Origin of the sequence: Enterobacter sp. BNK-16 (assembly GCF_048684955.1) — a bacterium.
Classification (GTDB): domain Bacteria; phylum Pseudomonadota; class Gammaproteobacteria; order Enterobacterales; family Enterobacteriaceae; genus Enterobacter; species Enterobacter bugandensis.
This window is the reverse complement of sequence record NZ_JBLQTQ010000001.1, coordinates 863978-881658: the sequence shown is the minus strand read 5'-3', so window position 1 is coordinate 881658 and position 17681 is coordinate 863978. Positions and strand designations below refer to the sequence as shown.

Below are 17681 nucleotides of genomic sequence, written 5' to 3'. Positions count from 1 at the left end.
AAAACCCTGGAGGGATCGCTAAGTTGATTATAATGGGGGAAATTCGAACACAGCGGATAAGTTCACGCTAATTTAACAAAATTACAGCATCAAGCAGGCTTACGCCGTATAATGAAGCGCTTACAGAGAGGCCATGACTAACTGCATGAAATACCACGATCTCCGCGACTTCCTGACGCTGCTGGAAAAGCAGGGTGAACTGAAACGCATTACACTTCCTGTTGATCCTTATCTGGAAATGACAGAAATTGCTGACCGCACCCTGCGTGCCGGTGGCCCTGCATTACTGTTTGAAAATCCAAAAGGTTATTCAATGCCGGTGCTGTGCAACCTGTTTGGCACCCCGCGTCGTGTCGCGCTGGGAATGGGGCAGGAAGACGTTACCGCGCTGCGTGAAGTGGGGAAACTGCTGGCATTTCTGAAAGAGCCTGAGCCACCGAAAGGTTTCCGCGATCTGTTCGATAAGCTGCCGCAGTTTAAGCAGGTGTTGAACATGCCCACCAAACGCCTGCGCGGCGCGCCGTGTCAGCAGAAAGTGCTGGAAGGCGATGCGGTGGATCTCACCAAAATCCCTATCATGCAGTGCTGGCCTGAAGATGCTGCGCCGCTGATCACCTGGGGCCTCACCGTGACGCGCGGACCGCATAAAGAGCGGCAAAACCTCGGTATTTATCGCCAGCAGCTGATTGGCAAGAATAAGCTCATCATGCGCTGGCTGTCGCACCGCGGCGGCGCGCTGGATTTCCAGGAGTGGTGTGCTGCACATCCGGGTGAACGGTTCCCGGTGTCTGTCGCGTTAGGTGCCGATCCGGCCACCATTCTGGGGGCGGTCACGCCCGTACCGGATACGCTCTCTGAATATGCGTTTGCTGGCCTGCTGCGCGGGACTAAAACCGAGGTCGTGAAGTGTATCTCCAACGATCTCGAAGTGCCGGCCAGCGCCGAAATTGTGCTGGAAGGTTACATTGAGCAGGGTGAAATGGCGCCAGAAGGCCCATACGGCGACCATACCGGCTATTACAACGAAGTGGATAACTTCCCGGTGTTTACCGTCACGCATGTTACTCAGCGTGAAGATGCGATTTATCACTCCACCTATACTGGCCGCCCACCGGATGAACCGGCGGTGCTCGGCGTGGCGCTGAACGAAGTATTTGTGCCGATCCTGCAAAAGCAGTTCCCGGAAATCGTTGATTTTTATCTGCCGCCTGAAGGATGCTCGTATCGCATGGCGGTGGTCACGATGAAGAAGCAGTATCCCGGACATGCTAAACGCGTGATGATGGGCGTATGGTCTTTCCTGCGCCAGTTTATGTATACCAAATTTGTTATTGTCTGCGATGATGACGTTAACGCCCGTGACTGGAACGACGTTATCTGGGCGATAACCACGCGAATGGATCCTGCGCGTGATACGGTGTTAGTCGAAAATACGCCGATAGATTATCTGGATTTTGCCTCGCCGGTTTCCGGTCTTGGCTCAAAGATGGGACTGGATGCCACAAATAAATGGCCTGGCGAAACCGACCGTGAATGGGGTCGCCCGATCAAAAAAGATCCTGCTGTGACCGCGCGAATTGACGCGATCTGGGACGAACTGGCCATAATGAATAACGGTAAACCCTGAGCTGACCGTTAAGCCCTATAGACTTCCCGACAGAGAGAGCGAATGACAACCTTAAGCTGTAAAGTGACGTCGGTAGATGCTATTACCGACACCGTATATCGCGTCCGTTTGGTTCCTGAAGCGGCATTCTCATTCCGTGCCGGCCAGTACCTGATGGTGGTGATGGATGAGCGTGATAAGCGTCCTTTCTCTATGGCCTCTACGCCAGCAGAGCAGGAATTTATTGAGCTGCATATTGGTGCGTCTGAGCTTAACCTGTACGCGATGGCCGTGATGGACCGCATCCTGAAAGAGCGTGAGATTGTGGTCGACATTCCTCACGGCGACGCGTGGTTGCGTGATGACGAAGACCGTCCGCTGATTCTGATCGCGGGCGGTACGGGCTTCTCCTATGTGCGCTCTATTCTGTTGACCGCGCTGGCGCGTAATCCAGACCGTGACATCACCATCTACTGGGGCGGCCGTGAAGAGAAGCACCTGTACGACCTGTCTGAACTGGAAGCGCTGAGCGTTAACCATCCTAACCTGCGCATTGAGCCAGTGGTCGAGCAGCCGGAAGAGGGCTGGCGTGGACGTAGCGGGACGGTGCTGACGGCGGTACTGCAGGATCACGGCACGCTGGCGGGACATGATATCTACATTGCAGGCCGTTTCGAGATGGCGAAAATTGCCCGCGACCTGTTCTGTAACGAACGCGATGCGCGTGAAGATCGCCTGTTTGGCGATGCGTTTGCCTTCATTTAAATAAAAAACCCGCCCCTGACAGGCGGGAAGAACGGCAACTAAACTGTCTCTCTTCGCCAATGACGCCATAACTGCGTTGGCTGCGCTCGTTCACCCGAATCACTTACTAATGTAAGCTCATCGGGATTCGCTCGCTTGCCGCCTTGTTCTGACGTCATTGGCTTTGAGATACTTTTCCTTACTTACACTCTCTCAAACACCGTCGCGATACCCTGACCCAGGCCGATACACATCGTTGCCAGACCAAACTGGGCATCTTTGCGTTCCATCAGGTTAATCAGCGTCGTGCTGATACGCGCCCCGGAACAGCCCAGCGGGTGACCGAGGGCGATCGCGCCGCCGTTGAGGTTAATCTTCTCGTCGATCTGCTCCATCAGCCCCAGATCTTTAATGCACGGCAGGATCTGCGCGGCAAACGCTTCGTTCATCTCGAACAGATCGATATCGCTGGCAGTTAAGCCCGCTTTTTTCAGCGCCAGCTTCGAGGCCGGAACCGGGCCGTAACCCATGATTGAAGGATCGCAGCCCACCACCGCCATCGAACGCACGCGAGCGCGTGGCGTCAGGCCCAATTCGCGGGCGCGGCTTTCGCTCATCACCAGCATCGCGGCGGCACCGTCGGACAGCGCCGACGACGTCCCTGCCGTTACCGTACCGGTGACCGGATCAAATGCCGGACGCAGGGTAGAAAGCGCTTCGACCGTCGTTTCCGGACGAATGACTTCGTCGTAGCTGAACTGCTTCAGTACGCCGTCTGCATCGTGGCCCCCGGTCGGGATGATCTCATTCTTGAAGGCACCGGACTGCGTGGCGGCCCAGGCGCGGGCGTGAGAGCGCGCGGCAAAAGCATCCTGCATTTCACGACTGATGCCGTGCAGGCGGGAGAGCATCTCGGCGGTAAGGCCCATCATGCCTGCGGCTTTCGCCACGTTGCGGCTCATGCCCGGATGGAAATCGACCCCGTGGTTCATCGGCACATGGCCCATGTGTTCAACGCCGCCGACCAGACAGGCCTGCGCATCGCCGGTCATGATCATGCGCGCCGCGTCGTGCAGGGCCTGCATCGACGAACCGCACAGGCGGTTGACGGTAACGGCCGGAACCGAATGCGGGATCTCCGCCAGCAGCGACGCGTTGCGGGCGATGTTGAATCCCTGCTCCAGCGTTTGCTGCACGCAGCCCCAGTAGATATCGTCGAGCGCTGCTGGGTCCAGCGCCGGGTTACGCGCCAGCAGGCTACGCATCAGGTGCGCGGAGAGATCTTCCGCTCGCACGTTACGGAACGCACCGCCTTTTGAACGGCCCATCGGGGTGCGAATCGCATCAACAATGACAACCTTTTCCATTGTGACTCCTTAAGCCGTTTTCAGCGCGCCAACCGGACGGGCTGGCTCAACTGCTGGATAGTAGGGTTCGTTATGGCGCGCTTTGTTACGCAGCCCTTCCGGCACTTCATAAAGCGGGCCGAGGTGCTGATACTGCTGCGCCATATCGAGATAGCGGGCGCTGCCGAGCGTATCCAGCCAGCGGAACGCGCCGCCGTGGAACGGAGGGAAGCCCAGGCCGTATACCAACGCCATATCCGCTTCTGCCGGGCTGGCGATAATGCCTTCTTCCAGGCAACGGACCACTTCGTTGATCATCGGAATCATCATGCGGGCAATAATTTCGTCGTCGGTGAAGTCGCGTTTCGGCTGGCATACGTCGGCCAGCAGGCCATCCACCGCCGCATCTTCTTCTTTCTTTGGTTTGCCTTTGCTGTCTTCTTTATAACGCCAGAAGCCCAGGCCGTTTTTCTGTCCGAAGCGGTTGGCGTCAAAGAGGGCGTCAATGGCATCGCGATAATCTTTCTGCATGCGCTGCGGGAAGCCCGCCGCCATGACGGCCTGCGCGTGGTGGGCGGTATCAATGCCGACGACGTCCAGCAGATACGCCGGGCCCATCGGCCAGCCGAACTGTTTTTCCATTACTTTGTCGATTTTGCGGAAGTCCGCGCCGTCGCGCAGTAGTTGGCTGAAGCCGGCGAAGTACGGGAACAGCACGCGGTTGACGAAGAAGCCTGGGCAGTCATTAACGACGATCGGCGTTTTACCCATCTTGCTTGCCCACGCCACGACTTTAGCGATGGTTTCGTCAGAGGTTTTTTCTCCACGGATCACTTCGACCAGTGGCATACGGTGTACCGGGTTGAAGAAGTGCATTCCGCAGAAGTTTTCCGGACGCTTCAGCACGCTCGCCAGTTCGCTGATGGGGATGGTGGAGGTGTTTGAGGCCAGGACGGCGTCCGGGCGAACCTTGTCTTCCGTTTCCGCCAGCACCGCTTTTTTGACTTTCGGGTTCTCAACGACCGCTTCAACCACCACGTCCACACGGTCGAAGCCGCTGTATTCCAGCACAGGCTGGATGGTTGAGATCACGCCTGCGAGCTTCAGCCCGTCAATTTTTCCGCGCTCAAGCTGTTTATTCAGCAGCTTGGCGGCTTCGGTCATGCCCAGCGTCAGAGATTTCTCGTTGATGTCTTTCATCACTACCGGCACGCCTTTCCAGGCCGATTGGTAAGCGATGCCGCCGCCCATGATACCGGCGCCGAGTACCGCCGCATGTTTTGGCGTCTCAACGTTTTTGGTCAGCTGTTTGGCTTTGCCCTTCACGAACTGATCGTTGAGGAAGATGCCAACCAGCGCGCGGGCTTCATTGGTGTGCGCCAGTGGAACAAAGCTCTGGTTTTCCAGCTTCAGGGCTTCGTCGCGGCCAAAGCGGGCTGCCGCTTCAATGGTTTTCACCGCCGTGATTGGCGCCGGGTAGTGTTTACCCGCCGTCTGCATCACCATGCCTTTGGCGATGGTGAAGCTCATGGTGGCTTCAATCTTGCTAAGCTTTAACGGTTCCAGCTTCGGCTGGCGTTTGGCTTTCCAGTCGAGGTCGCCGTTAATCGCCTGACGCAGAATAGCGAGTGCACCTTCAACCAGCTTCTCTGGTTTCACGACGCCGTCGACCAGGCCGATTTTCTGCGCCTGTTCTGCACCCACGTCTTTACCGGCGGCAATGATTTCCAGGGCGCTGTCGGCGCCCAGCATGCGCGGCATACGCACGGAACCGCCAAAGCCCGGCATGATGCCCAGCTTGGTTTCCGGCAGGCCGATACGCAGGTCCGGCGTCGCCAGACGGTAGTCGGTCGCCAGCACGCACTCGCAGCCGCCGCCCAGCGCGTAGCCGTTCACGGCAGAGATCGTTGGAACAGGCAGATCTTCCAGACGATTAAAGACGCTGTTGGCAAAGTGCAGCCACTGGCTCAGCTGTTCTTCCGGAACCTGGAACAGCGAGAGGAATTCGGTGATATCGGCACCGACAATAAAGGCCGCTTTGTTAGAACGCAGCAGCAGCCCTTTTAATTCAGATTGCTTTTCAAGTACTTCCAGCGCCTGGCCAAGACTGGCCACCGTCGCGGTATCAAGCTTATTCACTGAGCCGGGGGCATCGAACACCAGTTCGGCAATGCCATCTTCCAGCCAGTTGAGGTACAGGGTGTCGCCTTTGTAAAGCATGTCAGTCTCCTGAATCCAGCAAGTGGATCTGGTCATACCAGATGAGACGGAGTGTGGAATTTATGTTAATAAAATGCAAATTACTCATTAAGAAATTGCTGCGTTGATCACGGTCGGTGGAAATCACGCAGCCGGAGTGAGGTGTGCTAAGATGCGATGACTTGAGGTCAAAAAAACGAAAGGAAGAATGATGGACTCACTGGCTTCGCTTTATAAAAATCATATCGTTACCCTACAGGAACGTACCCGCGATGTACTGGCCCGCTTCAAGCTGGATGCCCTCCTGATCCACTCCGGCGAGCTGATGAATACTTTTCTTGATGACCACGCCTATCCGTTTAAGGTTAACCCGCAGTTTAAAGCCTGGGTGCCGGTGACACAGGTTCCGAATTGCTGGCTGCTGGTGGACGGCGTGAACAAGCCGAAACTGTGGTTCTACCTGCCGGTTGATTACTGGCACAACGTTGAACCGCTGCCGACCTCTTTCTGGACCGAAGAAATTGAGGTGATCGCCCTGCCAAAAGCGGACGGCATTGGCAGCCAGCTGCCAGCGGCGCGCGGCAACATCGGCTACATTGGCCCTGTACCTGAACGTGCGCTCGGTCTGGATATTCCGGCAGACAAACTCAATCCGAAAGGCGTGCTGGATTACCTGCACTATTACCGCGCGTATAAAACCGACTATGAACTCTACTGCATGCGTGAAGCGCAAAAAACGGCGGTGAATGGCCACCGCGCCGCGCACGAAGCGTTCCAGTCAGGCATGAGCGAGTTCGACATCAACCTGGCCTACCTGACTGCAACCGGTCATCGTGACACCGACGTACCGTACAGCAACATCGTCGCGCTGAATGAGCATGCGTCTGTTCTCCACTACACCAAACTGGATCATCAGGTTCCGTCTGAGATGCGCAGCTTCCTGCTGGACGCAGGCGCAGAGTACAACGGCTATGCGGCCGATCTGACTCGCACCTGGGCGGCGAATGCGGATACCGATTTTGCGCAGCTTATTAAGGACGTAAACGACGAACAGCTGGCATTGATTGGCACCATGAAGGCCGGAACCAGCTACGTGGATTACCACATCCAGTTCCATCAGCGCATTGCTAAACTGCTGCGTAAGCATCAGATTGTGAAAGACATGAGCGAAGAGGCGATGGTCGAGAACGACCTGACCGGACCATTCATGCCGCACGGTATCGGCCACCCGCTGGGCCTGCAGGTTCACGACGTTGCGGGCTTTATGCAGGATGATACCGGTACGCACCTGGCGGCACCGTCTAAATATCCTTACCTGCGCTGCACTCGTATCCTGGAGCCGCGCATGGTGCTGACGATTGAACCGGGGATCTACTTTATCGAATCCCTGCTGGCGCCGTGGCGTGAAGGGCAGTTCAGCAAGCACTTCAACTGGGAAAAAATTGACGCGCTGAAGCCGTTTGGCGGCATTCGTATCGAAGATAACGTGGTGGTTCACGAGAACGGTATCGAGAATATGACGCGAGACCTGAAGCTGGCCTGATGGAAAGCTGGCTGATACCGGCTGAACCGGTCACCTTTGTTGAGGAAATCAAGAAAAGCCGCTTTATTACGCTGCTGGCGCACACCGACGGCGTAGAGGCGGCGAAAGCGTTTGTCGAGTCCGTTCGCGCGGAGCACCCTGACGCACGTCACCACTGCGTGGCGTGGGTGGCAGGGCCACCGGACGATTCGCAACAGCTCGGTTTTTCAGACGACGGTGAACCGGCGGGCACAGCCGGTAAACCCATGCTCTCCCAGCTGATGGGCAGCGGCGTGGGTGAAATTACCGCCGTGGTGGTGCGCTACTACGGCGGCATCCTGTTAGGTACGGGTGGGCTGGTAAAAGCGTATGGCGGCGGCGTTCAGCAGGCACTGAATATCCTGACGACCACCCGCAAAACGCCGCTCACCGAATATACTTTATTGTGCGATTACGCTCAGCTATCGGGCATTGAAACACTGCTCAAACAATTTAACGGCGTGATTGCGCACAGTGATTACCAGGCAATGGTGCAATTACGCGTGGCGCTTCCTCAGGCAGAACTGGCTGCTTTTTCAGCAAAACTGGCTGATTTTAGTCGTGGTTCGTTGCAATTGCTGCCGATTGAAGAATAATCCCCACCTCACTTTTTTGAATACCAAAGGAAGCGGCAGAGATGCATTTTCGTGCCATAACCCGAATCGTTGGACTGCTGGTCATACTCTTTTCGGGGACGATGATTCTCCCTGGACTGGTGGCGCTTATCTACCGGGACGGCGCGGGGCGGGCTTTTACCCAGACCTTCTTTGTCGCGCTGGCGATCGGCTCGCTGCTGTGGTGGCCGAACCGTCGTCAGAAAGGTGAACTGAAATCTCGCGAAGGCTTTCTGATTGTGGTCCTGTTCTGGACGGTGCTGGGAAGCGTCGGTTCGCTGCCCTTTATCTTCTCTGAGCAGCCTAACCTCAGCATCACGGATGCCTTTTTTGAATCGTTTTCTGGTTTAACGACCACCGGTGCGACGACGCTGGTGGGGCTGGATTCGTTACCCCACGCTATTCTCTTTTATCGTCAGATGCTGCAGTGGTTCGGGGGGATGGGGATCATCGTCCTGGCGGTGGCCATCCTGCCGATTCTGGGCGTCGGGGGGATGCAGCTGTACAGGGCTGAAATGCCGGGGCCGCTGAAAGACAACAAGATGCGTCCACGTATTGCCGAGACGGCGAAAACCCTGTGGCTGATTTATGTTCTGCTGACGGTAGCCTGCGCGCTGGCGCTGTGGTTTGCCGGGATGCCTGCCTTCGATGCTATCGGGCACAGCTTTGCGACAATTGCTATCGGCGGGTTCTCCACCCACGATGCCAGCGTGGGGTACTTCGACAGCCCAACGATTAACACCATCATTGCGATTTTCCTGCTGATCTCCGGCTGTAACTACGGCCTGCACTTCTCTTTACTGAGCGGGCGTAGTCTGAAGGTGTACTGGCGCGATCCTGAGTTCCGCATGTTCATTGGCGTCCAGCTTACCCTGGTCGTCATCTGCACCCTGGTGCTGTGGTTCCATGATGTTTACAACTCGGCGCTGACCACGCTCAATCAGGCGTTTTTCCAGGTGGTGTCGATGGCGACGACCGCCGGGTTTACCACGGACAGCATCGCGCGCTGGCCGCTGTTCCTGCCGGTACTTCTGCTGTGCTCCGCGTTTATCGGCGGCTGCGCCGGGTCGACGGGCGGTGGTCTGAAGGTGATTCGTATTCTGCTGCTGTTCAAGCAGGGAAACCGTGAGCTGAAGCGTCTGGTCCACCCGAATGCGGTTTACAGCATTAAGCTGGGGAACCGCGCGCTGCCGGAACGTATCCTCGAAGCGGTGTGGGGGTTCTTCTCGGCGTATGCGCTGGTCTTTATCGTCAGCATGCTGGCGATCATCGCGACGGGAGTGGATGATTTCTCCGCCTTTGCGTCCGTCGTCGCAACACTGAACAACCTCGGGCCTGGGCTGGGGGTTGTGGCGGATAACTTTGCCAGCATGAACCCGGTTGCGAAATGGATCCTTATTGCCAATATGCTGTTTGGTCGTCTTGAGGTCTTTACGCTGCTGGTGCTGTTCACCCCAACATTCTGGCGCGAATAAGGAGCCGTTGATGAAAACACTGATTCTTTTCTCTACGCGAGACGGACAAACGCGTGAGATTGCCGCTTATCTGGCATCGGAATTAAAAGAGCTGGGCATTTACTCAGATGTGGTGAACCTGAATCGCGCGGAGGAGATTGCCTGGCAGGAGTATGATCGCGTGGTGATTGGGGCCTCCATTCGTTACGGACACTTCCATCCGGCGCTGGATCGCTTTGTGAAAAAGCATACGGCGGTACTCAACACATTGCCGGGCGCGTTTTACTCGGTCAATCTGGTTGCCCGTAAAGCTGAGAAGCGTACGCCGCAGACCAACAGCTACACGCGCAAGTTTTTGCTCGGCTCGCCGTGGCAGCCAGACCTGTGCGCCGTCTTTGCCGGTGCGCTGCGCTATCCTCGCTACCGCTGGTATGACCGCTTCATGATTCGCCTGATAATGAAGATGACGGGTGGCGAAACCGATACGCGTAAAGAAGTGGTTTATACCGACTGGTCGCAGGTGGCCAGTTTTGCGCGGGAAATTGCCCATTTAGCGGGCGATTCGCGACTTAAATAAGCGTTAAGTTTGAAAAGTGAGCGAACGAAAAGTTTTTTGTATTTTGTGCTTGTCACTTCAGAATAACTCCCTATAATGCGCCTCCACTGACACGGAACAACGGCACACACGCCGCCGGGTCAGCAGAGAAAAGCAAAATAAACGCTTGACTCTGAAGCGGGAAAGCGTAATATGCACACCCCGCGCCGCAGCGAAAACGAAGCGGCACTGCTCTTTAACAATTTATCAGACAATCTGTGTGGGCACTCAAAGTGACATGGATTCTTAACGTCGCAAGACGAAAAATGAATACCAAGTCTCTGAGTGAACATACGTAATTCATTACGAAGTTTAATTCACGAGCATCAAACTTAAATTGAAGAGTTTGATCATGGCTCAGATTGAACGCTGGCGGCAGGCCTAACACATGCAAGTCGAACGGTAGCACAGAGAGCTTGCTCTCGGGTGACGAGTGGCGGACGGGTGAGTAATGTCTGGGAAACTGCCTGATGGAGGGGGATAACTACTGGAAACGGTAGCTAATACCGCATAACGTCGCAAGACCAAAGAGGGGGACCTTCGGGCCTCTTGCCATCAGATGTGCCCAGATGGGATTAGCTAGTAGGTGGGGTAACGGCTCACCTAGGCGACGATCCCTAGCTGGTCTGAGAGGATGACCAGCCACACTGGAACTGAGACACGGTCCAGACTCCTACGGGAGGCAGCAGTGGGGAATATTGCACAATGGGCGCAAGCCTGATGCAGCCATGCCGCGTGTATGAAGAAGGCCTTCGGGTTGTAAAGTACTTTCAGCGGGGAGGAAGGCGGTGAGGTTAATAACCTCACCGATTGACGTTACCCGCAGAAGAAGCACCGGCTAACTCCGTGCCAGCAGCCGCGGTAATACGGAGGGTGCAAGCGTTAATCGGAATTACTGGGCGTAAAGCGCACGCAGGCGGTCTGTCAAGTCGGATGTGAAATCCCCGGGCTCAACCTGGGAACTGCATTCGAAACTGGCAGGCTAGAGTCTTGTAGAGGGGGGTAGAATTCCAGGTGTAGCGGTGAAATGCGTAGAGATCTGGAGGAATACCGGTGGCGAAGGCGGCCCCCTGGACAAAGACTGACGCTCAGGTGCGAAAGCGTGGGGAGCAAACAGGATTAGATACCCTGGTAGTCCACGCCGTAAACGATGTCGACTTGGAGGTTGTGCCCTTGAGGCGTGGCTTCCGGAGCTAACGCGTTAAGTCGACCGCCTGGGGAGTACGGCCGCAAGGTTAAAACTCAAATGAATTGACGGGGGCCCGCACAAGCGGTGGAGCATGTGGTTTAATTCGATGCAACGCGAAGAACCTTACCTACTCTTGACATCCAGAGAACTTAGCAGAGATGCTTTGGTGCCTTCGGGAACTCTGAGACAGGTGCTGCATGGCTGTCGTCAGCTCGTGTTGTGAAATGTTGGGTTAAGTCCCGCAACGAGCGCAACCCTTATCCTTTGTTGCCAGCGGTTAGGCCGGGAACTCAAAGGAGACTGCCAGTGATAAACTGGAGGAAGGTGGGGATGACGTCAAGTCATCATGGCCCTTACGAGTAGGGCTACACACGTGCTACAATGGCGCATACAAAGAGAAGCGACCTCGCGAGAGCAAGCGGACCTCATAAAGTGCGTCGTAGTCCGGATTGGAGTCTGCAACTCGACTCCATGAAGTCGGAATCGCTAGTAATCGTGGATCAGAATGCCACGGTGAATACGTTCCCGGGCCTTGTACACACCGCCCGTCACACCATGGGAGTGGGTTGCAAAAGAAGTAGGTAGCTTAACCTTCGGGAGGGCGCTTACCACTTTGTGATTCATGACTGGGGTGAAGTCGTAACAAGGTAACCGTAGGGGAACCTGCGGTTGGATCACCTCCTTACCTTAAAGAACCTGCCTTTGTAGTGTCCACACAGATTGTCTGATGAAAAACAGCAGTAAAAAACCTCTACAGGCTTGTAGCTCAGGTGGTTAGAGCGCACCCCTGATAAGGGTGAGGTCGGTGGTTCAAGTCCACTCAGGCCTACCAAATTTGCGAAGCAAATTTGAAGAGGTTGGCAAAACGATGGGGCTATAGCTCAGCTGGGAGAGCGCCTGCTTTGCACGCAGGAGGTCTGCGGTTCGATCCCGCATAGCTCCACCATCTTTTACTGCGAACACAAGAAAACTTCAGAGTGAACCTGAAAAGGTGCACTGCGAAGTTTTGCTCTTTAAAAATCTGGATCAAGCTGAAAATTGAAACGACACATCTTTAATGGTGTGTTCGAGTCTCTCAAATTTTCGCAATCAGAAGTGAAACATCTTCGGGTTGTGAGGTTAAGCGACTAAGCGTACACGGTGGATGCCCTGGCAGTCAGAGGCGATGAAGGACGTGCTAATCTGCGAAAAGCGACGGCGAGGTGATATGAACCTTTGACCCGTCGATGTCCGAATGGGGAAACCCAGTGTGATTCGTCACACTATCGTTAACTGAATACATAGGTTAACGAGGCGAACCGGGGGAACTGAAACATCTAAGTACCCCGAGGAAAAGAAATCAACCGAGATTCCCCCAGTAGCGGCGAGCGAACGGGGAGCAGCCCGGAGTCTGAATCAGCTTGTGTGTTAGTGGAACGGTCTGGAAAGTCCGACGGTACAGGGTGATAGTCCCGTACACGAAAGCACACTTGCTGTGAACTCGAAGAGTAGGGCGGGACACGTGGTATCCTGTCTGAATATGGGGGGACCATCCTCCAAGGCTAAATACTCCTGACTGACCGATAGTGAACCAGTACCGTGAGGGAAAGGCGAAAAGAACCCCGGCGAGGGGAGTGAAAAAGAACCTGAAACCGTGTACGTACAAGCAGTGGGAGCACCTTCGTGGTGTGACTGCGTACCTTTTGTATAATGGGTCAGCGACTTATATTCTGTAGCAAGGTTAACCGTATAGGGGAGCCGCAGGGAAACCGAGTCTTAACTGGGCGTTAAGTTGCAGGGTATAGACCCGAAACCCGGTGATCTAGCCATGGGCAGGTTGAAGGTTGGGTAACACTAACTGGAGGACCGAACCGACTAATGTTGAAAAATTAGCGGATGACCTGTGGCTGGGGGTGAAAGGCCAATCAAACCGGGAGATAGCTGGTTCTCCCCGAAAGCTATTTAGGTAGCGCCTCGTGAACTCATCTTCGGGGGTAGAGCACTGTTTCGGCTAGGGGGCCATCCCGGCTTACCAACCCGATGCAAACTACGAATACCGAAGAATGTTATCACGGGAGACACACGGCGGGTGCTAACGTCCGTCGTGAAGAGGGAAACAACCCAGACCGCCAGCTAAGGTCCCAAAGTCATGGTTAAGTGGGAAACGATGTGGGAAGGCACAGACAGCCAGGATGTTGGCTTAGAAGCAGCCATCATTTAAAGAAAGCGTAATAGCTCACTGGTCGAGTCGGCCTGCGCGGAAGATGTAACGGGGCTAAACCATGCACCGAAGCTGCGGCAGCGACGCTTATGCGTTGTTGGGTAGGGGAGCGTTCTGTAAGCCGTTGAAGGTGGCCTGTGAGGGTTGCTGGAGGTATCAGAAGTGCGAATGCTGACATAAGTAACGATAAAGCGGGTGAAAAGCCCGCTCGCCGGAAGACCAAGGGTTCCTGTCCAACGTTAATCGGGGCAGGGTGAGTCGACCCCTAAGGCGAGGCCGAAAGGCGTAGTCGATGGGAAACAGGTTAATATTCCTGTACTTGGTGTTACTGCGAAGGGGGGACGGAGAAGGCTATGTCAGCCGGGCGACGGTTGTCCCGGTTTAAGCGTGTAGGTGTGTGTTCCAGGCAAATCCGGTTCACTTTAACACTGAGGCGTGATGACGAGGCACTATGGTGCTGAAGTGATAAATGCCCTGCTTCCAGGAAAAGCCTCTAAGCATCAGGTAACACGAAATCGTACCCCAAACCGACACAGGTGGTCAGGTAGAGAATACCAAGGCGCTTGAGAGAACTCGGGTGAAGGAACTAGGCAAAATGGTGCCGTAACTTCGGGAGAAGGCACGCTGATATGTAGGTGAAGTCCCTGCGGACGGAGCTGAAATCAGTCGAAGATACCAGCTGGCTGCAACTGTTTATTAAAAACACAGCACTGTGCAAACACGAAAGTGGACGTATACGGTGTGACGCCTGCCCGGTGCCGGAAGGTTAATTGATGGGGTTAGCGGCAACGCGAAGCTCTTGATCGAAGCCCCGGTAAACGGCGGCCGTAACTATAACGGTCCTAAGGTAGCGAAATTCCTTGTCGGGTAAGTTCCGACCTGCACGAATGGCGTAATGATGGCCAGGCTGTCTCCACCCGAGACTCAGTGAAATTGAACTCGCTGTGAAGATGCAGTGTACCCGCGGCAAGACGGAAAGACCCCGTGAACCTTTACTATAGCTTGACACTGAACACTGGTCCTTGATGTGTAGGATAGGTGGGAGGCTTTGAAGCGTGGACGCCAGTCTGCGTGGAGCCGTCCTTGAAATACCACCCTTTAATGGCTGGTGTTCTAACGTGGACCCGTGATCCGGGTTGCGGACAGTGTCTGGTGGGTAGTTTGACTGGGGCGGTCTCCTCCCAAAGAGTAACGGAGGAGCACGAAGGTTAGCTAATCCTGGTCGGACATCAGGAGGTTAGTGCAATGGCATAAGCTAGCTTGACTGCGAGAGTGACGGCTCGAGCAGGTGCGAAAGCAGGTCATAGTGATCCGGTGGTTCTGAATGGAAGGGCCATCGCTCAACGGATAAAAGGTACTCCGGGGATAACAGGCTGATACCGCCCAAGAGTTCATATCGACGGCGGTGTTTGGCACCTCGATGTCGGCTCATCACATCCTGGGGCTGAAGTAGGTCCCAAGGGTATGGCTGTTCGCCATTTAAAGTGGTACGCGAGCTGGGTTTAGAACGTCGTGAGACAGTTCGGTCCCTATCTGCCGTGGGCGCTGGAGAATTGAGGGGGGCTGCTCCTAGTACGAGAGGACCGGAGTGGACGCATCACTGGTGTTCGGGTTGTCATGCCAATGGCACTGCCCGGTAGCTAAATGCGGAAGAGATAAGTGCTGAAAGCATCTAAGCACGAAACTTGCCCCGAGATGAGTTCTCCCTGAGACTTTAAGTCTCCTGAAGGAACGTTGAAGACGACGACGTTGATAGGCCGGGTGTGTAAGCGCAGCGATGCGTTGAGCTAACCGGTACTAATGAACCGTGAGGCTTAACCTTACAACGCCGAAGATGTTTTGGCGGTGAGAGACAGATTTTCAGCCTGATACAGATTAAACAGAATTTGCCTGGCGGCTTTAGCGCGGTGGTCCCACCTGACCCCATGCCGAACTCAGAAGTGAAACGCCGTAGCGCCGATGGTAGTGTGGGGTCTCCCCATGTGAGAGTAGGGAACTGCCAGGCATCAAATAAGTGAAGAGGCCATCCGAAAGGATGGCCTTTTTGCGTTTCTGCGCTGCACAAACAGATCCCCCAACGCCCTGCTTATACGGTAAACTACCTGCGTTTTTGCATCAGGATAGCGTCTATGAACCACTCCCTTAAGCCCTGGAATACCTTTGGCATTCAACGTAATGCTAATCAAATTGTACGTGCCGATACTGCACAGCAGCTGCTGGATGCATGGCAAAGCGCAACAGAAAATAACGAACCCGTACTGATTCTGGGCGAAGGAAGTAATGTCCTGTTTCTCGACGATTTCGCGGGAACGGTGATCGTTAACCGCATCATGGGCATTGGTGTGGAAGAGCGCGCCGATAGCTGGCATCTGCACGTGGGGGCCGGAGAAAACTGGCATCAGCTGGTGCAATTTACCCTCGAAAAAGGGATGCCGGGTCTGGAAAACCTGGCGCTTATACCAGGCTGCGCCGGATCGTCACCCATCCAAAACATCGGTGCCTACGGCATCGAACTGAAAGATGTCTGTGAATATGTCGACTGCATCGAACTGGCGACCGGAACGGCTAAGCGCTTAACGGCAGAACAGTGTCGGTTTGGCTATCGTGACAGTATCTTCAAGCATGAATATCAGGATCGCTACGTGATTGTCGCCGTGGGTCTGCGTCTGCCAAAGAACTGGCAGCCGGTGCTGACCTATGGCGATTTAACGCGTCTCGATCCGGCAACCGTCACTCCCCGCGACGTATTTGACTCAGTTTGCCATATGCGAATGACCAAACTTCCCGATCCGAAAGTAAACGGAAATGCAGGAAGCTTCTTCAAAAATCCGGTTATTAGCAGCGAAAATGCAAAAGCCTTTCTTGAAGGATGGCCCACTGCGCCACATTATCCTCAGGCAGATGGCAGCGTGAAGCTGGCCGCTGGCTGGCTGATCGATCAATGCCAGTTAAAAGGCACGTCCGTAGGTGGCGCTGCCGTTCACCAGCAGCAGGCTCTGGTACTGATTAATCAATGCGATGCGACCAGCGATGATGTTGTACAGCTGGCGCATTATGTTCGTCAACGTGTGGGCGAAAAGTTTAACGTCTGGCTGGAGCCAGAAGTCCGCTTCATTGGCCGCACAGGTGAAGTGAATGCCGTGGAGACCATTGCGTGAAGGACAATACTATTCCGTTAACCCTGATTAGCATCCTTGCTGACGGGGAGTTTCACTCTGGTGAACAGCTGGGCGAGCAACTGGGCATGAGCCGTGCCGGCATTAACAAGCATATCCAGACGCTTCGCGACTGGGGCGTCGATGTGTTCACGGTGCCGGGAAAAGGCTACAGCCTGCCGGAGCCAATTCAATTGCTGAATGAAGACGTCATCCGCAGCCAGCTTGGACACGGCAACGTTGCGGTGCTGCCGGTGATTGATTCGACGAACCAGTACCTTATGGATCGGCTGAGCGAACTCTCGTCCGGCGATGCCTGTGTTGCTGAATACCAGCAGGCCGGTCGTGGCCGTCGCGGTCGCAAATGGTTCTCGCCATTTGGCGCCAATCTCTATCTGTCCATGTACTGGCGTCTGGAGCAGGGGCCTGCCGCAGCCATTGGCCTGAGTCTGGTCATTGGTATCGTCATGGCGGAAGTGCTGCACGATCTGGGTGCCGATCGGGTCCGCGTTAAGTGGCCAAACGATCTGTACCTTAACGATCGTAAACTTGCCGGTATTCTGGTCGAACTGACGGGAAAAACCGGTGATGCGGCGCAAATTGTTATTGGCGCGGGCCTCAATATGGTGATGCGTACTGTCCAAAACGACGTGGTGAATCAGGCCTGGACCAATCTCCAGGAGGCGGGGATTGTCATCGATCGTAACACCCTTGCCGTGCGCATGATTAAAGAGCTGCGCAGCTCACTCACGCTTTTTGAACAGGAAGGCCTGGCACCGTTCCTGTCTCGTTGGGAAAAGCTGGATAACTTCATCAACCGTCCGGTGAAGCTGCTGATTGGTGATAAAGAGATTTACGGCATTTCCCGCGGTATTGACGCACAGGGCGCGCTGCTTCTGGAACAGGATGGCGCGATCAAGCCCTGGGTGGGCGGTGAGATTTCCCTGCGAAGCGCCGAATAACCGGATGGAGTAAACGATGCGACAATCCGTCTGCGCTACCCTGGCATTTAACGATG

10 protein-coding genes, 2 tRNA genes and 3 rRNA genes are annotated in these 17681 nt (G+C 55.0%); 13 read left to right on the top strand and 2 right to left on the bottom strand.

Going from position 1 to position 17681, the window contains the following annotated elements; all coding sequences use genetic code 11:
- Nucleotides 1-133 precede the first annotated feature (133 nt).
- Together ubiD and fre are read left to right on the top strand one after the other, a co-directional pair.
- Complete coding sequence (ubiD, locus tag ACMGGH_RS04245; RefSeq protein WP_028014773.1) at nt 134-1627, top strand: 4-hydroxy-3-polyprenylbenzoate decarboxylase; 1494 nt, start codon at nt 134-136, stop codon at nt 1625-1627.
- Between the two features lie 42 nt (nt 1628-1669).
- Nucleotides 1670-2371 (top strand): NAD(P)H-flavin reductase, encoded by a 702-nt coding sequence (gene fre / locus ACMGGH_RS04240; protein ID WP_028014772.1) that lies wholly within the window; start codon nt 1670-1672, stop codon nt 2369-2371.
- Between the two features lie 182 nt (nt 2372-2553).
- Here fre and fadA read toward each other — a convergent pair whose 3' ends face one another.
- The gene (gene fadA, locus ACMGGH_RS04235; protein ID WP_063944118.1) at nt 2554-3717 is read right to left on the bottom strand and encodes an acetyl-CoA C-acyltransferase FadA; all 1164 of its coding nucleotides are present in this window, start codon (nt 3715-3717) and stop codon (nt 2554-2556) included.
- Between the two features lie 9 nt (nt 3718-3726).
- Nucleotides 3727-5916, bottom strand: coding sequence for a fatty acid oxidation complex subunit alpha FadB (fadB, locus tag ACMGGH_RS04230; protein ID WP_045260977.1), 2190 nt, complete (start codon nt 5914-5916; stop codon nt 3727-3729).
- 190 nt (nt 5917-6106) lie between these two features.
- Here fadB and pepQ point away from each other — a divergent pair, with 190 nt between their 5' ends.
- The 11 genes from pepQ (at nt 6107) to birA (ending at nt 17625) form a co-directional block, all read left to right on the top strand.
- The gene (gene pepQ / locus ACMGGH_RS04225; protein ID WP_028014769.1) at nt 6107-7438 is read left to right on the top strand and encodes a Xaa-Pro dipeptidase; all 1332 of its coding nucleotides are present in this window, start codon (nt 6107-6109) and stop codon (nt 7436-7438) included.
- The gene (locus ACMGGH_RS04220) at nt 7438-8052 is read left to right on the top strand and encodes an IMPACT family protein (RefSeq protein WP_041911843.1); all 615 of its coding nucleotides are present in this window, start codon (nt 7438-7440) and stop codon (nt 8050-8052) included. Before pepQ ends, ACMGGH_RS04220 begins: the two co-directional genes overlap by 1 nt.
- A gap of 41 nt (nt 8053-8093) precedes the next feature.
- Complete coding sequence (gene trkH / locus ACMGGH_RS04215) at nt 8094-9545, top strand: Trk system potassium transporter TrkH (protein WP_013099227.1); 1452 nt, start codon at nt 8094-8096, stop codon at nt 9543-9545.
- Between the two features lie 10 nt (nt 9546-9555).
- Nucleotides 9556-10101 (top strand): menaquinone-dependent protoporphyrinogen IX dehydrogenase, encoded by a 546-nt coding sequence (gene hemG / locus ACMGGH_RS04210; RefSeq protein WP_028014767.1) that lies wholly within the window; start codon nt 9556-9558, stop codon nt 10099-10101.
- 352 nt (nt 10102-10453) lie between these two features.
- A 16S ribosomal RNA gene (locus tag ACMGGH_RS04205) occupies nt 10454-11993 on the top strand.
- Between the two features lie 70 nt (nt 11994-12063).
- A tRNA-Ile gene (locus ACMGGH_RS04200) sits at nt 12064-12140 on the top strand.
- Nucleotides 12141-12178: 38 nt separating this feature from the next.
- Nucleotides 12179-12254, top strand: a tRNA-Ala gene (locus ACMGGH_RS04195).
- A 171-nt stretch (nt 12255-12425) separates the two neighbouring features.
- A 23S ribosomal RNA gene (locus ACMGGH_RS04190) occupies nt 12426-15330 on the top strand.
- 67 nt (nt 15331-15397) lie between these two features.
- Nucleotides 15398-15513, top strand: a 5S ribosomal RNA gene (gene rrf / locus ACMGGH_RS04185).
- Together the 16S, 23S and 5S rRNA genes with 2 tRNA genes alongside form the textbook arrangement of a ribosomal RNA operon.
- A gap of 124 nt (nt 15514-15637) precedes the next feature.
- Nucleotides 15638-16666: a UDP-N-acetylmuramate dehydrogenase gene (gene murB / locus ACMGGH_RS04180; RefSeq protein WP_232949179.1), complete on the top strand. Its 1029-nt coding sequence runs from the start codon at nt 15638-15640 to the stop codon at nt 16664-16666.
- The gene (birA, locus tag ACMGGH_RS04175) at nt 16663-17625 is read left to right on the top strand and encodes a bifunctional biotin--[acetyl-CoA-carboxylase] ligase/biotin operon repressor BirA (RefSeq protein ID WP_028014765.1); all 963 of its coding nucleotides are present in this window, start codon (nt 16663-16665) and stop codon (nt 17623-17625) included. The genes murB and birA overlap by 4 nt, the downstream gene beginning before the upstream one ends.
- Nucleotides 17626-17681: the final 56 nt, after the last annotated feature.